Annotated in this window: 16 protein-coding genes; 8 read left to right on the top strand and 8 right to left on the bottom strand. The window is 64.6% G+C overall.

Translation table 11 applies throughout. The features are described 5' to 3' along the window. Window positions 1-94: 94 nt before the first annotated feature. From ACOQPC_RS06685 to ACOQPC_RS06660, 6 genes are all read left to right on the top strand, one after another. Window positions 95-649, top strand: a complete 555-nt coding sequence (locus ACOQPC_RS06685; protein WP_420607860.1) for a F0F1 ATP synthase subunit delta — start codon at window positions 95-97, stop codon at window positions 647-649. A gap of 12 nt (window positions 650-661) precedes the next feature. Beyond that, window positions 662-2191: a F0F1 ATP synthase subunit alpha gene (gene atpA, locus ACOQPC_RS06680; protein WP_420607859.1), complete on the top strand. Its 1530-nt coding sequence runs from the start codon at window positions 662-664 to the stop codon at window positions 2189-2191. A 122-nt stretch (window positions 2192-2313) separates the two neighbouring features. Beyond that, a complete protein-coding gene (locus ACOQPC_RS06675; RefSeq protein WP_420607858.1) occupies window positions 2314-3210 on the top strand; it encodes a F0F1 ATP synthase subunit gamma in 897 nt (298 codons plus the stop codon). A gap of 129 nt (window positions 3211-3339) precedes the next feature. After that, on the top strand, window positions 3340-4806 hold the full coding sequence (gene atpD / locus ACOQPC_RS06670; RefSeq protein ID WP_420607857.1) for a F0F1 ATP synthase subunit beta: 1467 nt from the start codon (window positions 3340-3342) through the stop codon (window positions 4804-4806). Window positions 4807-4914: 108 nt separating this feature from the next. Further along, window positions 4915-5178, top strand: a complete 264-nt coding sequence (locus ACOQPC_RS06665) for an ATP synthase F1 subunit epsilon (RefSeq protein ID WP_420607856.1) — start codon at window positions 4915-4917, stop codon at window positions 5176-5178. 176 nt (window positions 5179-5354) lie between these two features. Then, the gene (locus ACOQPC_RS06660; protein WP_420607855.1) at window positions 5355-6917 is read left to right on the top strand and encodes a hypothetical protein; all 1563 of its coding nucleotides are present in this window, start codon (window positions 5355-5357) and stop codon (window positions 6915-6917) included. An 11-nt stretch (window positions 6918-6928) separates the two neighbouring features. On the opposite strand, the gene ACOQPC_RS06655 is transcribed toward ACOQPC_RS06660, so the two are convergent. Then, window positions 6929-7870 carry a DMT family transporter gene (locus tag ACOQPC_RS06655; RefSeq protein WP_420607854.1) on the bottom strand — a complete coding sequence of 314 codons (942 nt, stop codon included), beginning with the start codon at window positions 7868-7870 and terminating at the stop codon, window positions 6929-6931. Window positions 7871-7982: 112 nt separating this feature from the next. Between ACOQPC_RS06655 and ACOQPC_RS06650 the strand changes: the two genes are divergently transcribed. Further along, window positions 7983-9503, top strand: a complete 1521-nt coding sequence (locus tag ACOQPC_RS06650) for a CpaF family protein (RefSeq protein WP_420607853.1) — start codon at window positions 7983-7985, stop codon at window positions 9501-9503. A gap of 23 nt (window positions 9504-9526) precedes the next feature. Here ACOQPC_RS06650 and ACOQPC_RS06645 read toward each other — a convergent pair whose 3' ends face one another. Continuing rightward, window positions 9527-9727: a hypothetical protein gene (locus ACOQPC_RS06645; protein WP_420607852.1), complete on the bottom strand. Its 201-nt coding sequence runs from the start codon at window positions 9725-9727 to the stop codon at window positions 9527-9529. A gap of 73 nt (window positions 9728-9800) precedes the next feature. On the opposite strand from ACOQPC_RS06645, the gene ACOQPC_RS06640 reads away from it, so the two are divergent. Continuing rightward, window positions 9801-10748, top strand: coding sequence for a DMT family transporter (locus tag ACOQPC_RS06640; protein WP_420607851.1), 948 nt, complete (start codon window positions 9801-9803; stop codon window positions 10746-10748). A 441-nt stretch (window positions 10749-11189) separates the two neighbouring features. Here the strand turns inward: ACOQPC_RS06640 and ACOQPC_RS06635 are convergent, their stop codons facing one another. From ACOQPC_RS06635 to gcvT, 6 genes are all read right to left on the bottom strand, one after another. Beyond that, on the bottom strand, window positions 11190-11840 hold the full coding sequence (locus tag ACOQPC_RS06635) for a DUF938 domain-containing protein (RefSeq protein WP_420607850.1): 651 nt from the start codon (window positions 11838-11840) through the stop codon (window positions 11190-11192). After that, window positions 11837-12298, bottom strand: a complete 462-nt coding sequence (locus ACOQPC_RS06630; protein ID WP_420607849.1) for an ABA4-like family protein — start codon at window positions 12296-12298, stop codon at window positions 11837-11839. Before ACOQPC_RS06630 ends, ACOQPC_RS06635 begins: the two co-directional genes overlap by 4 nt. A 5-nt stretch (window positions 12299-12303) precedes the next feature. Further along, window positions 12304-13977 (bottom strand): aminomethyl-transferring glycine dehydrogenase subunit GcvPB, encoded by a 1674-nt coding sequence (gcvPB, locus tag ACOQPC_RS06625; RefSeq protein ID WP_420607848.1) that lies wholly within the window; start codon window positions 13975-13977, stop codon window positions 12304-12306. Then, window positions 13974-15332, bottom strand: coding sequence for an aminomethyl-transferring glycine dehydrogenase subunit GcvPA (gene gcvPA / locus ACOQPC_RS06620; RefSeq protein WP_420607847.1), 1359 nt, complete (start codon window positions 15330-15332; stop codon window positions 13974-13976). Before gcvPA ends, gcvPB begins: the two co-directional genes overlap by 4 nt. Window positions 15333-15486: 154 nt before the next feature. Continuing rightward, window positions 15487-15858 carry a glycine cleavage system protein GcvH gene (gcvH, locus tag ACOQPC_RS06615; protein WP_420607846.1) on the bottom strand — a complete coding sequence of 124 codons (372 nt, stop codon included), beginning with the start codon at window positions 15856-15858 and terminating at the stop codon, window positions 15487-15489. 1 nt (window position 15859) lies between these two features. Next, window positions 15860-17053: a glycine cleavage system aminomethyltransferase GcvT gene (gcvT, locus tag ACOQPC_RS06610; protein WP_420607845.1), complete on the bottom strand. Its 1194-nt coding sequence runs from the start codon at window positions 17051-17053 to the stop codon at window positions 15860-15862. Window positions 17054-17064: the final 11 nt, after the last annotated feature.

Here is a 17064-nt window from a genome sequence, read left to right as displayed (position 1 = left end):
CGCCCCAGAATTGCCGAGGCCGGTTTCCCGGCCCGGTGCCGCATGGCCGATTTCACCTTGCGGATATTCTTTAGAATGGAAGGACATTTCGCGCGTGGAGACATCCAGCGGCATTTCGGCCAGCCTGGCGGGACGCTACGCGACCGCTCTGTTCGAGCTGGCGCGCGACCGCAGTGAGATCGCGGCAGTCGAGCGCTCGCTCGACACGCTGAAGCAGGCGCTCGACGAGGTGCCCGCGTTCAAGGCGGTGACGACCAGCCCGGAGCTGTCGCGCGATCAGGCCGAACGCACCGTGCTCGCCGTCGCCGACCAGCTGGGCGTGGATACCCTCACCCGCAATTTCCTCGGTGTTCTTTCCGAGAACCGGCGCCTCGGACAGCTCGGCCATGTCGCGCGCGATTTCAACATCCTCACCGCTGCGCATCGCGGCGAAGTGACCGCCGAAGTGGTCAGCGCGCACGCGCTGTCGGACGATCAGATGGACGCGCTGCGCAAGCAGCTGCGCGCCCGCGTCGGCCGCGACGTCAATGTTCAATCCCAAGTCGATCCGTCGATCCTCGGCGGGCTGGTCGTCAAGATCGGCAGCCGTATGATCGACAACAGCATCCGTACCCGTCTCAACACGCTCGCCACTGCGATGAAAGGCTAAAAGGCTCAATCCATGGACATCCGCGCCGCAGAAATCTCGAAGGTCATCAAGGATCAGATCGCCAATTTCGGCAACGAGGCCGAAGTCTCCGAAATCGGCACCGTGCTGTCGGTCGGTGACGGTATCGCCCGCGTCCACGGTCTCGATCAGGTGCAGGCCGGCGAGATGGTGGAATTTCCGGGCAACGTTCAGGGCATGGCGCTGAACCTGGAAGCCGACAATGTCGGCGTCGTGATCTTCGGCGCGGACACGCACATCAAGGAAGGCGATCAGGTCAAGCGGACCGGCACCATCGTCGACGTGCCCGTGGGCAAGGGCCTGCTCGGCCGCGTGGTCGACGGGCTCGGCAATCCGATCGATGGCAAAGGCCCGATCCAGGCCGAGAAGCGCATGCGCGTGGAGCAGAAGGCGCCGGGCATCATCCCGCGCAAGTCGGTGCACGAGCCGGTGCAGACCGGCCTGAAGGCGATCGACGCGCTGGTGCCTGTCGGCCGCGGCCAGCGCGAGCTGATCATCGGCGATCGCCAGACCGGCAAGTCCGCCGTCGCGATCGACACCTTCATCAATCAGAAGACCAACAACGCCGGCGATGACGAGAGCAAGAAGCTCTACTGCATCTATGTCGCGATCGGCCAGAAGCGCTCGACCGTGGCGCAGATCGTCCGCCAGCTCGAAGAAAACGGCGCGATGGAATATTCGATCGTGGTCGCCGCGACCGCGTCCGAACCCGCCCCGCTGCAATATCTCGCGCCGTATACCGGCGTAACGATGGGCGAATATTTTCGCGACAACGGCATGCACGCCGTAATCGTCTATGACGATCTATCCAAGCAGGCCGTCGCCTATCGCCAGATGTCGCTGCTGCTGCGCCGCCCGCCGGGCCGCGAAGCCTATCCCGGCGATGTGTTCTATCTCCACTCCCGCCTGCTCGAGCGTGCGGCGAAGATGAACGAGGACAATGGCTCGGGCTCGCTCACCGCGTTGCCGATCATCGAGACGCAGGCGGGCGACGTTTCGGCCTATATCCCGACCAACGTGATCTCGATCACCGACGGCCAGATCTTCCTCGAGACCAACCTGTTCTACCAGGGCATCCGACCGGCGATCAACGTCGGCCTGTCGGTGTCCCGCGTGGGCGGCGCGGCGCAGACCAAGGCGATGAAAAAGGTGTCCGGCTCGATCAAGCTGGAGCTTGCGCAGTACCGCGAGATGGAAGCGTTCGCGCAGTTCGGTTCGGACCTCGACGCCTCGACGCAGAAGCTGCTCAACCGCGGGGCGCGTCTGACGCAGCTTCTGAAACAGCCGCAGTTCAGCCCGCTGCCGTTCGAGGAGCAGACCGCGGTCATCTTCGCCGGCACCAATGGCTATATCGACGATGTCGCGGTCGATCAGGTGTCGCATTACGAGAGCGCGATGCTGAGCCACATGCGCGCCGAGCATCAGGATGTGCTCGACACGATTCGTTCGACCAAGGATCTGGGCGATGAGGTCAAGGGCAAGCTGAAGGACGCTCTGGAATCGTTCGGCAAGTCGTTCGCGTAAAAGCAAATCGGCGTCATTCCGGCGAAAGCCGGAATCCAGGGTCGGATGGCGCTTCCGCTGGGCCCGGGATCCCGGATCGGGTCCGGGATGACGGTTAAATTGGAAGTGGTTTTTGAGGTAGCATGGCCAGTCTTAAAGAACTGAAAGGGCGGATCGGCTCGGTCAAATCGACCCAGAAGATCACCAAGGCCAAGCAGATGGTCGCCGCCGCGAAGCTGCGCAAGGCGCAGGCCGCGGCCGAGGCCGCGCGTCCTTACGCGCAGCGCATGGAAGCGGTGGTATCCTCGCTCGCCGCGCAGGTGACGCCGACCGAAAACTCGCCCAAGCTGCTCGTCGGCACCGGCAAGGACCAGGTCCACCTGCTGGTCGTCCTGACCTCGGATCGCGGGCTGGCGGGCGCGTTCAATGCCAATATCGTCAAGGAAGCGCGCGGTTACGCTCGCCAGCTGGAGAAGGACGGCAAGACCGTCCTCTTCTACCTCGCCGGGCGCAAGGGCCGCAGCGCGATCAACCGCTTCCACCCTGGCCAGACCGAGAAATATTACGACACCACCGCGGTCAAGGAACCGGGCTTCGACGAGGCGCGTGCGATCGCGGGCGACCTGGTCGAGATGCTCGAGGCCGGTACATTTGATGTCGCGCATCTGTTTTATTCGCATTTCAAGAATGCGCTGACGCAGCAACCGACCCGTCAGCAGATCATCCCTGTCAAGGTCGAGGATGAGGCCGAAGCTGCGTCCGGCACCCCCGGTGACGCCCCGCCCGCCGCGGTCGAATATGAGCCCGACGAGGAAGCGATCCTAGCTGACCTGCTGCCAAAGAACCTCAACACGCAGCTGTTCACCGCATTGCTCGAGAACATGGCATCCGAACAGGGCGCCTCGATGACCGCGATGGACAACGCCACGCGCAATGCGGGCGAGCTGATCGACAAGCTCACCATCCAGTACAATCGCAGCCGTCAGGCCGCCATTACAACAGAGCTGGTCGAGATTATATCGGGCGCCGAAGCGTTGTAATTTTTGCATCGTCGCTCCTGCGGAGGCAGGAACCTATCCCGCTTCTACGGATAGAGCCACGACGAGACACGGGATCGATCCCCGCCTTTGCGGGAATGACGAAATAAAGAAGCAGAAGGTAACGAAAACATGGCTACCCAGCTCCAGGAAAAACCCGCCACGACCAACAATGTCGGCCATATCAGCCAAGTCATCGGCGCGGTGGTCGATGTGCAGTTCGACAATGAGCTGCCCGAAATCCTGAACGCGCTCGAAACCGACAACAACGGCAAGCGCCTCGTGCTCGAAGTCGCGCAGCATCTCGGCGAGAACACCGTGCGCTGCATCGCGATGGACGGCACCGACGGCCTCACCCGCGGACAGAGCGTGACCGATACCGGCGCGCAGATCCGTATGCCGGTCGGTCCCGAAACGCTCGGCCGCATCATGAACGTGATCGGCGAGCCGATCGACGAGCGCGGCCCGATCAACGCCACGCAGACTCAGCAGATTCACGCCGAGGCACCGCCCTTTACCGAGCAGTCGACCGAGAACGAGATTCTCGTCACCGGCATCAAGGTGGTCGATCTGCTCGCGCCCTATGCCAAGGGCGGCAAGATCGGCCTGTTCGGTGGCGCCGGGGTGGGCAAGACCGTGCTGATCCAGGAACTGATCAACAATATCGCCAAGGGCCATGGCGGCACCTCGGTGTTCGCCGGCGTCGGCGAGCGTACCCGCGAAGGCAATGATCTCTATCACGAATTCCTCGACGCGGGCGTCATCGCCAAGAACGAGGCCGGGGAGGCGATCTCCGAAGGCTCCAAGGTGGCGCTGGTCTATGGGCAGATGAACGAGCCCCCGGGCGCGCGCGCGCGCGTCGCCCTCTCGGGCCTCACCATCGCCGAATATTTCCGCGACCAGGAGGGCCAGGACGTGCTCTTCTTCGTCGACAATATCTTCCGCTTCACCCAGGCGGGCTCGGAAGTGTCCGCGCTGCTCGGCCGCATCCCTTCGGCCGTGGGTTACCAGCCGACGCTGTCGACCGACATGGGCCAGCTGCAGGAGCGCATCACGTCGACGACGAAAGGCTCGATCACGTCGATCCAGGCGATCTACGTGCCGGCCGACGACTTGACCGATCCGGCTCCGGCGACTTCCTTCGCGCATCTCGACGCCACCACCAACCTCAACCGCGCCATTTCCGAGCTCGGCATCTATCCGGCGGTCGATCCGCTGGATTCCACCAGCCGCGTTCTGGAACCCCGCGTGGTAGGCCAGGAGCATTACGACACCGCCCGCGCCGTCCAGGAGACGCTGCAGAAGTACAAGTCGCTGCAGGACATCATCGCCATTCTCGGCATGGACGAGCTGTCCGAAGAGGATAAGCTCACCGTCGCCCGCGCCCGCAAGATCCAGCGCTTCCTGTCGCAGCCCTTTCACGTCGCCGAGGTGTTCACCAACATCCCGGGCAAGTTCGTGCAGCTCGAGGACACCATCAAGAGCTTCAAGGCGGTGGTCGAAGGCGAATACGACCATCTGCCCGAAAGCGCCTTCTACATGGTCGGCGGCATCGACGAGGCGGTCGCCAAGGGCAAGAAGCTCGCCGAAGAAGCGTAAATCAAAATTCCCCTCCCGCTTGCGGAGGGGTTAGGGGTGGGCCGAGCGTCCGCCCGTCTAGTCCCACCCCCGGCCCCTCCCGCTAACGGGAGGGGGGAGCAGAAACCCATGGCATCGAGCCTTCATTTCGAACTCGTCACCCCTGAAAAGCTCGTCCGCTCGGAGGATGTGTACATGGTCGTCGTGCCGGGCGCCGAGGGCGATTTCGGCGTGCTCGAAGGCCACGCCCCGTTCATGTCCACGGTCCGCGACGGCGACCTGTCGATCTACCGGACCGACGGCGCCACCCCCGAGACGATCCGCATCGAAGGCGGCTTCGCCGAGGTCAACGACAAGGGCCTGACCGTGCTGGCAGAGAAGGCGGGCGAGTAAGTTCTGGCCCAGCTGCAAGTTCCGCTGCTTCGAGATTTTCCGTTTACCAAAAATTAGCCATCTCTTGGCAATCGAGGTTCCTCATAACGGGGATTGTCGATGACCATAATTTATCGCCGGCTGTACCGAAATCGAAACCTTTTCAATTCCATATATAATCGTACGAGCCGTCGGCCATGATCGCGGTGCTGGCACGCCAAGCGCGCGCGCTTGCGCCGAGCTGGAACGATCATTTCAAGTCCAAGATAAAGTTTGGGGAGACGTTCGCCTACGCGCTGATCCTGATCGTCGCCTTGGTGGTGCGCGGTGCTTATCTGGGCGATCCCGCGCCGGATTACGACGAACAGCTGTACCAGTTCATCGGTTCGCGGATGCTCGACGGCCATCTCCCCTACGTCGATCTGTGGGATCGCAAGCCGATCGGGCTCTTCCTCCTCTACGCTTTCGCCAACCTGTTCGGCGCGGATGTGCTCCCCTACCAGATCATGGCGCTGCTTTGTGCCGCAGCCGGCGGCGCGATGGTGTATCGCCTGGCGGTGCGCTTCGGCGACCGAGTGGCCGGGGTCGTAGCTGCCTCGCTCTACATATTGGGACTGTCCGCGTTCGGCGCTGCGATCGGTCAGAGCGAAGTGTTCTACCTGCCGATCGCTATCGGCATGGCGATGATCCTGTTGCGATGCTTCGAATGCGACGATTTGGGCATAGTGGTGCGCTTGGCGGCGCTGTCGATGGCGCTGGGCGGCATCATGTTGCAACTGAAATACACGGCAGCGCCGCAGTGCGTATTCTTCGGCATCGCATCGGTCTGGCGCCTTAGACAACTGGGCGTGCGGTTTCCCAGGCTTCTCGGCTATGCAAGCCTGTTCGGCGCGATCGGGCTGTTGCCGACGATGGCAGCGGGGCTGGCCTATGCCTCCATGGGCCATCTGGACGCGTTCGTATATGCAAACTTCACTTCGATTTTCGCGCGCGGGCATCTCACCGGGCCCTACGAGCATATGTTCAAGGCGAAAGTGGCGCTCATGGCCTTGCCGCTCGTCGGCGTAGCGCTCGTCGCCGTCGTCAGACGCAGGCAGGAGAACGGTGCCGACGAATGGGGCGCCTATGGCCTGATCGCCTGCTGGACGGGCGCGGCCGCCATCGGTTTCCTGATGATCGGAAACATCTATCTCCACTATTTCATCCCCGTCCTTCCCGGCATTCTCGTTCTGGCAGCACCCATGTTGGGCAAGGACTATGGCGGCGCCGTCGTCGCGCCATTGCTGCTGACCTTTTTCTGCTTCGCTGCGAATATATCCGGCGCATCGCAGGTCACCCGAAGCGACCGCAGCGGTATCAGCCGAGCGACGGCCGCCGCCCGCCCTTATGTCACGAGGGAGGGACAGTGCCTCTACGTCTTCGATGGACCGACCGCGCTCTATCGGACGACCGAAAGCTGCCTGCCGACGGCCTATGTCTATCCCGATCATCTCAGCAACAGCATGGAAGCTGCGGCCATCGGAGTAGACCCCGCTGCGGAGGTCGCCAGGATATTGGCCGCGAGACCGAGCGTGATCGTCACCGCGTCGGAGCCGATCGTGCCGCGATATAATTCGGCGACAGAGCGTCTCGTCGATCGCGCCATCGAGCTCCACTATGTTCGCACGGCCACGATCTATTATTTTCAGCGCTATCTGTTCGTCAATGTGCGCAGGGATCTGGTTCCCAAGGAGCGGAGCGGTCGATTGCCCCCCACCTGATCGAGCGAGTTTCAATCCGGCGTGCCCTCCATAGCCGGCACCTCCCGCCGCGGCGCGATCCGGCGTTGGCGCCATAGCCACAGGCCTGCGGCGACGATCAGGGCCGAACCGAGCACTGATACAAAGTCCGGATAATCGCCGTAGAAGGCCATGCCGATGCCGAGCGCCACGATGAGCTGGACATAGACCATCGGTGCCACCGTGGCGGCCGAGGCGCGGGTGGTGGCGGTGTAGACGATCCAGTGCGCGCTGCTGGCGGTGACCGCGACCAGCGCGCAGCGCGCGATCACGCTCCAGTGCGGCCAGGCGACGTGCAGCGGAGCGAAACCGCTGTAATGGCCGATCATAGCCGCCACGATCAGGAACGGCGCGGCGATGCTCGCCACCAAGACCTGCATGAGGAGGCCCGAGCCCGCATCCGAAACCGCGCGGTTGAAGATCATCAGTAACGCCATCCCCAGCGCCGATCCGAGCGGCAGCAAAGCGGCCCAGCCGAGCAAGGCGATATTGGGTCTGAGCACGATCAGCACCCCGGCAAAGGCGACCAATGTCGCGATCCACACCCGCTTCGACGCGCGTTCGCCCAGCAGCAGCGCGGACAACAGCCCGGTCAGCATCGGGCTGGTGAACTGGATCGCGGTCGCTTCGGCCAACGGCATCAGGAAGATCGCCGAGAAGAAACAGACGGTGGCCATCGCGACGAACAAGCCGCGTGCCAGCTGCGTCCGCCACATCGGCAGGCGAAAACCCCCGCGCCCTTCCTTCAACAACAGGAACGTCGCCAGCCCAATCGCGCCGAAGCTGTAACGTAGCGCGGCGACGGCCGTCCCCGGCCATTGCCCCGCGATCGATTTGATGATCCCGTCGCCCACCGACAGCATCGCGAAGCCGCCGAGCGCGAGCAGCATGCCGGTGCGAACATCGTCGCGATTTCCCGATGGGGTGAGAGCCATGGTCCGGCTCCTTAGAGCGGCCGGCGGACGAGGGAAACCCGTCATGCTTTCCGATTTGTTCACCCTTTTCGCCTAGCCCGTGGTCCATGACGCAATCTCCGGGCAATGATCGATGAGCGCATTCGGCAAACGCAGCGGCCCCGGCGGCGGGCGCCCCAGTTTCGGCGTGGCGCGGCCGATGAGCGGCGGCATGCCGGCCCGCAAGGACGAAAGCGGATCGACCAATCTGCCCGAACCCGGCGGCGAGCAGTTCCCGCCGCTCGATGCGATGGACATGCCGGCATCGGCGCCGACCCCGTCCAGCGATGCCATGAACCGGCTGACCGAGCGCGCCGCTTCGATCAACGAGGGCACCAAGCCGGGCGAAGGCTTCGAGGCCTCGGTTCACAGGATCAAGGAACAGGTGCTGCCGCGACTGCTCGAACGGGTCGATCCCGAAGCCGCCTCCACGCTCAACAAGGAAGAGCTGACCGAGGAATTCCGCCCGATCATCCTCGAGGTGCTGGCCGAGCTCAAGCTGACGCTCAACCGACGCGAGCAATTCGCGCTCGAAAAGGTGCTGGTGGACGAGCTGCTCGGTTTCGGCCCGCTCGAGGAACTGCTGTCCGATCCGGATGTCAGCGACATCATGGTCAACGGCCCGTTCCAGACGTACATCGAAAAGAAGGGCAAGCTGACCCTCGCCCCCACCCAGTTCCGCGACGAGGAGCATCTGTTCCAGATCGCCCAGCGCATCGTCAACCAGGTCGGCCGCCGGGTCGATCAGACCACGCCGCTGGCCGACGCGCGCCTGAAAGACGGCTCCCGCGTCAACGTCATCGTGCCGCCGTTGTCCTTGCGCGGCACCGCCATCTCGATACGTAAATTCTCCGAAAAGCCGATCACGCTCGATATGCTCAAGGGCTTCGGCTCGATGAACGAAAAGATGTGCACCACGCTCAAGATCGCCGGCGCCAGCCGCATGAACGTGGTCATCTCGGGCGGTACCGGCTCGGGCAAGACGACCATGCTCAACGCGCTGTCCAAGATGATCGACCCGGGCGAGCGCGTGCTGACGATCGAGGATGCGGCCGAGCTTCGGCTGCAGCAGCCGCACTGGCTGCCGCTGGAAACGCGTCCGCCGAATCTGGAGGGCGACGGCGCGATCACCATCGGCGATCTGGTCAAGAACGCCCTGCGCATGCGCCCAGACCGGATCATCCTGGGCGAGATTCGCGGCAGCGAGTGCTTCGATCTGCTGGCCGCGATGAACACCGGCCATGACGGCTCGATGTGCACGCTTCACTCCAACTCCCCGCGCGAATGTCTGGCGCGCATGGAGAACATGATCCTGATGGGCGACATCAAGATTCCGAAGGAGGCGATCAGCCGCCAGATCGCCGAATCGGTCGATCTGATCGTGCAGGTCAAGCGCCTGCGCGACGGTTCGCGCCGCACCACGCAGATCACCGAGGTGATCGGCATGGAAGGCGATGTCATCGTCACGCAGGACCTGTTCAAGTTCAACTACATGGACGAGGATGCCGAAGGCATGATCGTCGGCGAATATGCCAGCTCGGGTCTGCGCCCCTATACGCTCGACAAGGCCAAGCAGTTCGGGTTCGACCAGCCCTATCTGGAAGCCTGTCTCTAGCGGGCGGCCGCCAGGATCGCGGCTCAGCCGAGCTGAATCGCCAGCGCGGTACCGAACAGAAACACGATCGCGCTCATTACGGTGATGAACGGCCAGGGCATGAAGCCCGTCTGCTCGAGATTGCGCCGCTTGCGCCGCCGGTGATCGCCCAGAATCGAGATCAGCAGCACGATCAGGGCGATGGCGGCGACCGGCGCCCAGGGGTTCCAGCTGAACAGCTCCATGGCTTCCCCAGATGCGCGCCGCGGCGGCCGTTTCAAGACTTGATCGAAGCGCCGCGCGCTCTACGGCAGCGCGGTGGACCCCGCCGCTGCTCCCATCGCCATGCCGCTGGCCGCCGTCGAACCCCCGGAACAGCGCGCGCTGGCCGGCGCGATGCTGCGGCTGCTGTCGATGGCGGCGATCTCGCTGATGCTGGCGCTGGTGAAGCTCGCCCAGACCCGCGGCGTGCACATCCTGGAAAGTGTGTTCTACCGCCAACTCGCGGCGATCCCGGTGATCGCCCTGCTGCTCATGCGCAGTGGCAAGTGGAGCAGCCTGAAGAGCCACCGCCCGCTCGGGCATGGCCTGCGCATGCTGCTCGGCATATCGGCGATGAGCCTCAACTTCTGGACGATGACCCTGCTGCCGCTGGCCGAGGCGACCACGATCTTCTTCGCGGTGCCGATCCTCACCACCGTGCTCGCCGCGCTGATCCTGAAGGAACCCACCGGGCGCCACCGCTGGAGCGCGGTGATCGTCGGCTTCATCGGCGTGCTGATCGTGGTCCGACCGGGCGGCGGAGACTTGCCAGCGATGGGTATCGCGGCGGGCGTGGTCGGCGCGCTGATGACCGCCGCGGTCACCATCCAGATCCGCCAGCTCGGCAAATCGGAGGCGACATTGACCATCGTGTTCTGGTTCAGCCTGACCTCGATACTGCCGCTGGGTATCGCCATGCTGTTCGTCGGCCAGGCGCACGATCCGGCGACCTGGGGCATTATCCTGGCCATCGGGCTGCTCGGCGCCGTCGGCCAGTTCTGCCTCACCGGCGCGCTGCGGCTGGCGCCGGTCGCGCTGGTGCTGCCGATGGACTATTCCAGCCTGATCTGGTCCGCGCTCTACGGCTACTGGCTGTTCGGCGATCTGCCCGCCACCGCGACCTGGATCGGCGCACCGATCATCATCGCCAGCGGGCTCTACATCGTGTGGCGCGAACACCGCCTCGCGCGGCGGGCGTCGGCGCTGCGTCCGCCGCTGCGCTAGCGGCGCGTAAGGTGACACGGGTGACGGCACATACCCCCGGACATTCGGTCGAACCGTTGTCGTGCGTCGATGAATTGATTGCTTGGATAGTTTTGGCGAAACGACCGACATGACGAGGAACATATCAGAAACGGGCGGTGTAGGACAGCGCGACACAGGCCATATCCCTCTCCCGCTTGCGGGAAAGGAGCGAGACTTAATGACCCCGGACTTGCCGGGGAATTTAGTCGCAGCGGTGAGGGGAAGCCCCACAAAGCAGTCTTTGTGGGGACCCCGGTGAGGGGAAGCCCCACAAAGCAGTCTTTGTGGGGACCCCGGTGAGGGCCGCCCCGGCAGCGCCGAGTCATTGCTGGCGCTGACGCGCCACCCACCCTCATCCAACTCCAGCTAGGCGCTAAGCGCCAAGCTTGCGTATCCTTCTCCCGCCCAGGCGGAAGAAGATTAGCCCCCCTTCACGAACCGCAGCATCAGATTGTTCGCCGGCATCTCGCGCCGCTCGGGCGCGCCAAAACCATGCCGCGCGGCCAGCGCCGACACCTCCGCCAGATCGCGCAGGCCCCAGCTTGGATCACGCGCCCTGAGCGAGGCGTCGAACGACAGATTGCTCACCGCAGTCTCCACGCCGTCCTCCACATACGGCCCGTAGAGGATCAGCGGCGCACCGGGCGGAAGTAGATGCCCGGCCCCGGCGAACAGTCCCTCGGTCGCCGCCCACGGGCTGATGTGCACCATGTTGATGCACAGCACCGCCTCGGCGTCGGCCACGTCCCAACGTGGAGCGCGCGCGTCGAGCGCGATCGGCGGCTCGACATTGCCGAGATGCGCCTCGCCGGTCCAGGCGGCGATCGAACGCTGGCCCGCCGCGTCCGGATCGCTCGGTTGCCAGCTGAGATCGGGAAAGGCGCTCGCGAAATAGACGATATGCTCGCCCGATCCGCTGGCGACTTCCAGCACGGTGCCGCCGGCGGGAAGCCAGCCCTTCAGGACTTCGGCGATGGCGGCACGGTTGCGCAGCGTGGCTGGCGCGTGCTGCTTGGCCTGCGCCTGCCCCGGATCGGGCATCCAGGGTTTTGGACCGGCCTCTTCGGTCATTTTTTCACCCTCGGCTGGGCCCGCCGCGCCGCCGGTTCGCGCAAGATGAGCCAGATCAGCAGCCCCAGCGGGCCGGCCATGAAGGTGATCAGCAGGATCGGCGCCTGCCATATCCGCGAAAAGCCCTTGGCGTCGCCGTCGCGCGCGATCCATAGGCCGATGAACAGGTCGAACGCCAGATAATGCGTCCAGCCGATCACCGTGCCGCCCGGGTTCTTGAACATCGCGGTCTGGAGGCCGGTGACGCTGTAATCGCCCAGCGGCGGCGACGGCCCCCCGGGATCGAGAAAGCCCGCGAGCAGCCCGGAAAAGCCGATCACATAGATCAGACACAGCAGCCCCACGCCGATATAGGTGATCGCCGAAAAGGTCAGCGCCTTTCGCGGTGCGAAGATCAGCAGCAGCCAGCCGCCCAGCGCCAGGATATTGGTGATCGAGAAGACCGTATCCCAGCCCATATGCCCTACTCCGCGGCCACCGCTTGGTCCGGTTCCCGATAGGTCAGCACCGGACTGCGCGCCGCCGCAGTCTCGTCGAGCCGTCGCCGCGGCGCATGATAAGGCGCGCCGTGCAGGCTCTCGTCGCCCGCCCTGGCGCGCTCGACCACCGAGCGGAACGCCGTAATGAACTCGTCGATCCCGGCCTTGCTCTCGGTCTCGGTGGGCTCGACCAGCATCGCGCCGTGGACGACCAGCGGGAAATACATCGTCATCGGATGATAGCCCTCGTCGATCAGCCCCTTCGCGATATCCACGGTGGAAAAGCCCTCCGCCAGCCCGCGGTCGCTGAACAGCGCCTCATGCATGCACGGCCCGCTGGCGGCGAACGGCGCCTCGAGCAGGTCCTCCATCGACCGCAGGATGTAGTTCGCGTTCAGCACCGCGTCCTCGGCGACCTGCCGCAGCCCGTCGGCGCCGTGGCTGAGAATATAGGTCAGCGCGCGGCTGAACATGCCCATCTGGCCGTGAAACGCCGTCATCCGGCCGAAGCTGTCGGCGTGATGATCCTCGGCGGTTTCCTCCTCGACCAAGCGGTAATCGCCATCGCCGGTCTTCTCGACGAACGGCAGCGGCGAGAACGGGGCCAGCGCCTCGGAAAACACCACCGGGCCGGAGCCGGGGCCGCCGCCGCCATGCGGCGTGGAAAAGGTCTTGTGCAGATTGATGTGCATCGCGTCGATGCCGAGATCGCCCGGCCGCACGCGCCCGACGATGGCGTTGAAATTGGCGCCGTCGCAATAGACCAGCCCGCCCGCCGCGTGGACCGCGTCCGAGATGCGCTTCATGTCGCGCTCGAACAATCCGCAGGTGTTGGGGTTGGTGATCATCACGCCCGCGACATCGGGGCCGAGCCGGGCCTCCAGCGCCGCCAGATCGACGCGGCCTTCGCTGGTCGCCGGGATATCCTCGACGGCATAACCGGCAAAGGCGGCGGTGGCGGGGTTGGTGCCGTGCGCGCTGGTCGGCACCAGGATCACCTCGCGCGCATCGCCGCGCTTTTCAAGCGCCGCGCGGATCGCAAGGATACCGCACAGCTCGCCGTGCGCGCCGGCCTTGGGGCTCATCGCCACCGCCGGCATGCCGGTCAGCGTCTTCAGCCAGTGCGCGAGTTCGTGGATCACGGCCAGCGCGCCCTGGACGGTGGCGACCGGCTGCAACGGATGGATGTCCGCGAACCCGGGCAGCCGCGCGACCTTTTCGTTGAGGCGCGGGTTGTGTTTCATCGTGCAGCTGCCGAGCGGAAACAGCCCGAGATCGATGCCGTAATTCTGGCGGCTGAGGCGCGTGTAGTGGCGGATCGTTTCGGGCTCGGACAGGCCGGGCAGAGCGATGGGGGCGGTGCGCGCGAGAGTGCCGAGCTTATAAGCCCTCTCTCCTTCAGGGGAGAGGGTTGGGAGAGGGGCAGGAGCACCAGCTTGCTTGACAGCCCCCTCTCCTTCCGCCGCTTCGCGGCTCCCTCCTCTCCCCTGAAGGGGAGAGGGACTGGCAAAATCCACGCCCGTTCGCTCGCTATCGCCGATCTCGAAGATCAGCGGCTCTTCCAGCATCAGCGCGCGGTTGCCGGTGACGGTGGAATGCGGATCGGCGGCACCACTTTCGCGCGGTTGCGTCTGGCGGCCCTGACTGTTCATGCTCATGCCAATGCTCCCTCAAGCGCCACGGCCAGCGCTTCGATATCCTCATCGTCCACCGTTTCGGTGACCGCCACCAGCAGGCCTTTGGAGAGGTCCGGTTCGTCGGCATAGAGGCGGCTGAGCGACACGCCCGCGAGCACGCCCTGCTCGGCGAGATCGCGCACGACATCGCGCGAATCGATCGGAAGTTCGATCGCAAACTCGTTGAAAAAGCTTTCGTTCACCACGCGTACGCCGTCGATCTTGCCGAGCCGGATCGCGGCGGCGATCGCCTTTTCATGATTGATCGCGGCAAGCTGACGAATGCCTTTTTCGCCGAGCAGCGTCATGTGGATCGAAAAGGCCAGCGCACACAGCCCGGAATTGGTGCAAATGTTGCTCGTCGCCTTTTCGCGGCGGATATGCTGCTCGCGGGTCGAGAGCGTCAGCACGAACCCGCGCTTGCCATCCGCATCGACCGTCTCGCCGCACAGGCGGCCGGGCATCTGCCGCACATATTTCTGCTTGCACGCGAACAGCCCGACATAAGGGCCGCCGAATTGCAGGCCGACGCCGATCGACTGCCCTTCGCCCACCACGATGTCCGCGCCCATCTCGCCGGGCGAGCGCAGCGCGCCGAGCGCCACCGGTTCGGTCACCACCGCGATCAGCAGCGCCTTGTGCTCGGCGCATTTCGCCGCAAGCGACGTCATGTCGTCGAGGCGCCCGAGGATGTCGGGATATTGCACCACCACGCAATTGGTGTCGGCGTCGATCTGATCGGCCAATTCCACCCAGTCGGTTTCGGCCGTCAGTCCCGGTGCACGGTGCACGATCCGGTCCTTGGTGAAGCGCGCCATGGTCTTGGCAACCGAGACATAATGCGGATGCACGCCGCTGCTGATCAGCGCCTTGGCCCGCCTGGTCACGCGCCGCGCCATGGTGATCGCCTCCCAGCAGGCGGTCGAACCGTCATACATCGACGCATTGGCGACATCGGTGCCCAGCAGCCGCGCGACCTGCGTCTGGAATTCGAACAGCACCTGTAGCGTGCCTTGTGCGATTTCCGGCTGATAGGGGGTGTAGGCCGTCAGGAACTCGCCGCGCTGGATCAGATGATCGACGCTGGCGGGCACATGGTGGCGATACGCTCCCGCCCCCAGAAAGAATGGCGCGCTGCCCGCCGCGAGGTTCCGCGCCGCGAGCCGCGCCATGTGCCGCTCCACCGCCATTTCGCCGGCGTGCATCGGCAGATCGTGGATCGGCCCATCGAGCCGCGCCGCTTCGGGCACGTCGGCAAACAGATCGTCGATCGAGGACGCACCAATGCGGGCGAGCATCGCCTGCCGGTCATGGTCGGTTTGGGGAAGATAGCGCATATCTTATGCTCCCCCCTCCCGCTTGCGGGAGGGGCCGGGGGTGGGTGAAGACCGGAGCGGCTCGATGCCGCTGCGGGCTTATGAGGCCAGGACGGACGCTCGCTTTGCTCGCGCCCACCCCTAACCCCTCCCGCTTGCAGGAGGGGAATAAAGTTCAAAGGCTTGCGACATATTCCTTATACGCCGCCTCATCCATCAACTCCGCCAGTTCGTCCTTGTCTTCGAGCCGAAGCTTGAAGAACCAGCCCTCGCCTTCGGGGTCGCTGTTGACCAAGCTGGGTTCATCACCGAGCGCGGCATTGCCTTCGAGCACTTCGCAGCTGACGGGAGCGTACACGTCCGATGCCGCCTTCACGGATTCGACCACCGCCGCATCATTGCCCTTTTTCAGCATGGCGCCGCTTTCGGGCACTTCGACGAACACCACGTCGCCCAGCTGCTCCTGCGCATAATCGGTGATGCCGACGGTGCCTTCGTCGCCCTCGACGGCGATCCACTCATGATCCTCGGTAAAATAACGCTTCATCTCAGCTTCCTTTCAATAGTCGGCGATAGCGTGGCGGGACAAACGGCATTTTGGCAACTTTGCCGCGCAAGTCCTTGTTTCGCTGTCTGATTGTCAGTTCGGTTCCCGGCTCGGCCAGCGCGGCGGGCACCATGGCCATCGCGATCGGCGCGCCCAATGTCGGCGCATGCCCCCCGCTGGTAACGTGACCGATCACCGCGCCGCCCCCGTCCACCACTTCGGCGCCCTCGCGCACCGGCTGGCGGCCTTCGATCAGGATACCGACGCGCTTGATGGCGGGGCCGTCGCGATGCTCTCCAAGCACGCGTTCGGCCCCATGAAACCCGCTCTCTTCGCGGCGGCGCCTGGACAGCGCAAAACCGAGATCGCCCGCCATCGGTGTGATCTCCGGCGTCAGATCATGACCATAGAGCGGCAGACCCGCCTCGAGCCGCAGCGAATCGCGCGCGCCGAGGCCGACCGGCCTGACCTCTTCCAGCGCCACCAATGCCTCGGCGAAGCGCTCCGCCTCGCTCGCGGGCAGGCTGATCTCGAAGCCGTCCTCACCGGTGTAGCCGGAACGGCTGATCCACAACGGCACGCCGTTCCAATCGAAGCTCGCCGCCTGCATGAAATAGAGTTGGTCCGTGCCGCTCAGTACCTCAGCCAGTGCCGCCCCCGCCGCCGGGCCCTGCAGCGCCAGCAGCGCCTGATCCTCGAGATGGTTGATCGTGATCTCGTCGGGCAGATGCTCGCGCAGGAAGGCGATATCGTCATATTTCACCGCGCCGTTGACGACGATGTAAAAGGCCTCGCCGTCGCCGCCATCATGGTCGGTGAACGGCACGGTCGAGGGCAACCGCGTGGCCATCAGATCGTCCAGGATTCCGCCATCTTCCGCTAGCAGGAGCGAGTAACGCATCCGGCCCGGCTTCAGCCCGTGCATGTCGCCGGGCAGCAGTTTTTCCAGCGCGCCTGCCACATCGTCGCCGGTCAGCAGCAGCTGACCCATATGACTGACGTCGAACAGCCCGGCTTTCTCGCGGGTCCACAGATGCTCGGCCATGATGCCTTCATATTGCACCGGCATGTGATAGCCCGCGAACGGCACCATCCGCCCGCCCTGGGCGCGGTGCCAGGCATCGAGCGGCAGCGTCTGCGTCTCGATCGGCGTTTCGGCGTCCTGATCCTGCGCGTCTTGTCTGTCGTCGCTCATCGGCCGGCTCC

This window comes from Novosphingopyxis sp. (genome assembly GCF_965218915.1).
In the GTDB taxonomy this organism is placed as follows: Bacteria; Pseudomonadota; Alphaproteobacteria; order Sphingomonadales; family Sphingomonadaceae; genus Novosphingopyxis.
The sequence above is the reverse complement of the archived record's forward strand: the minus strand, read 5'-3'. Positions and strand labels throughout refer to the sequence as shown.

Excerpts from the sequence above, each read along its gene's own strand:
- atpA (WP_420607859.1), top strand. The coding sequence starts at position 662 with ATGGACATCCGCGCCGCAGAAATCTCGAAGGTCATCAAGGATCAGATC.
- ACOQPC_RS06675 (WP_420607858.1), top strand. The coding sequence starts at position 2,314 with ATGGCCAGTCTTAAAGAACTGAAAGGGCGGATCGGCTCGGTCAAATCG.
- atpD (WP_420607857.1), top strand. The coding sequence starts at position 3,340 with ATGGCTACCCAGCTCCAGGAAAAACCCGCCACGACCAACAATGTCGGC.
- ACOQPC_RS06665 (WP_420607856.1), top strand. The coding sequence starts at position 4,915 with ATGGCATCGAGCCTTCATTTCGAACTCGTCACCCCTGAAAAGCTCGTC.
- ACOQPC_RS06660 (WP_420607855.1), top strand. The coding sequence starts at position 5,355 with ATGATCGCGGTGCTGGCACGCCAAGCGCGCGCGCTTGCGCCGAGCTGG.
- ACOQPC_RS06655 (WP_420607854.1), bottom strand. The coding sequence starts at position 7,870 with ATGGCTCTCACCCCATCGGGAAATCGCGACGATGTTCGCACCGGCATG.
- ACOQPC_RS06650 (WP_420607853.1), top strand. The coding sequence starts at position 7,983 with ATGAGCGCATTCGGCAAACGCAGCGGCCCCGGCGGCGGGCGCCCCAGT.
- ACOQPC_RS06645 (WP_420607852.1), bottom strand. The coding sequence starts at position 9,727 with ATGGAGCTGTTCAGCTGGAACCCCTGGGCGCCGGTCGCCGCCATCGCC.
- ACOQPC_RS06635 (WP_420607850.1), bottom strand. The coding sequence starts at position 11,840 with ATGACCGAAGAGGCCGGTCCAAAACCCTGGATGCCCGATCCGGGGCAG.
- ACOQPC_RS06630 (WP_420607849.1), bottom strand. The coding sequence starts at position 12,298 with ATGGGCTGGGATACGGTCTTCTCGATCACCAATATCCTGGCGCTGGGC.
- gcvPB (WP_420607848.1), bottom strand. The coding sequence starts at position 13,977 with ATGAGCATGAACAGTCAGGGCCGCCAGACGCAACCGCGCGAAAGTGGT.
- gcvPA (WP_420607847.1), bottom strand. The coding sequence starts at position 15,332 with ATGCGCTATCTTCCCCAAACCGACCATGACCGGCAGGCGATGCTCGCC.
- gcvH (WP_420607846.1), bottom strand. The coding sequence starts at position 15,858 with ATGAAGCGTTATTTTACCGAGGATCATGAGTGGATCGCCGTCGAGGGC.
- gcvT (WP_420607845.1), bottom strand. The coding sequence starts at position 17,053 with ATGAGCGACGACAGACAAGACGCGCAGGATCAGGACGCCGAAACGCCG.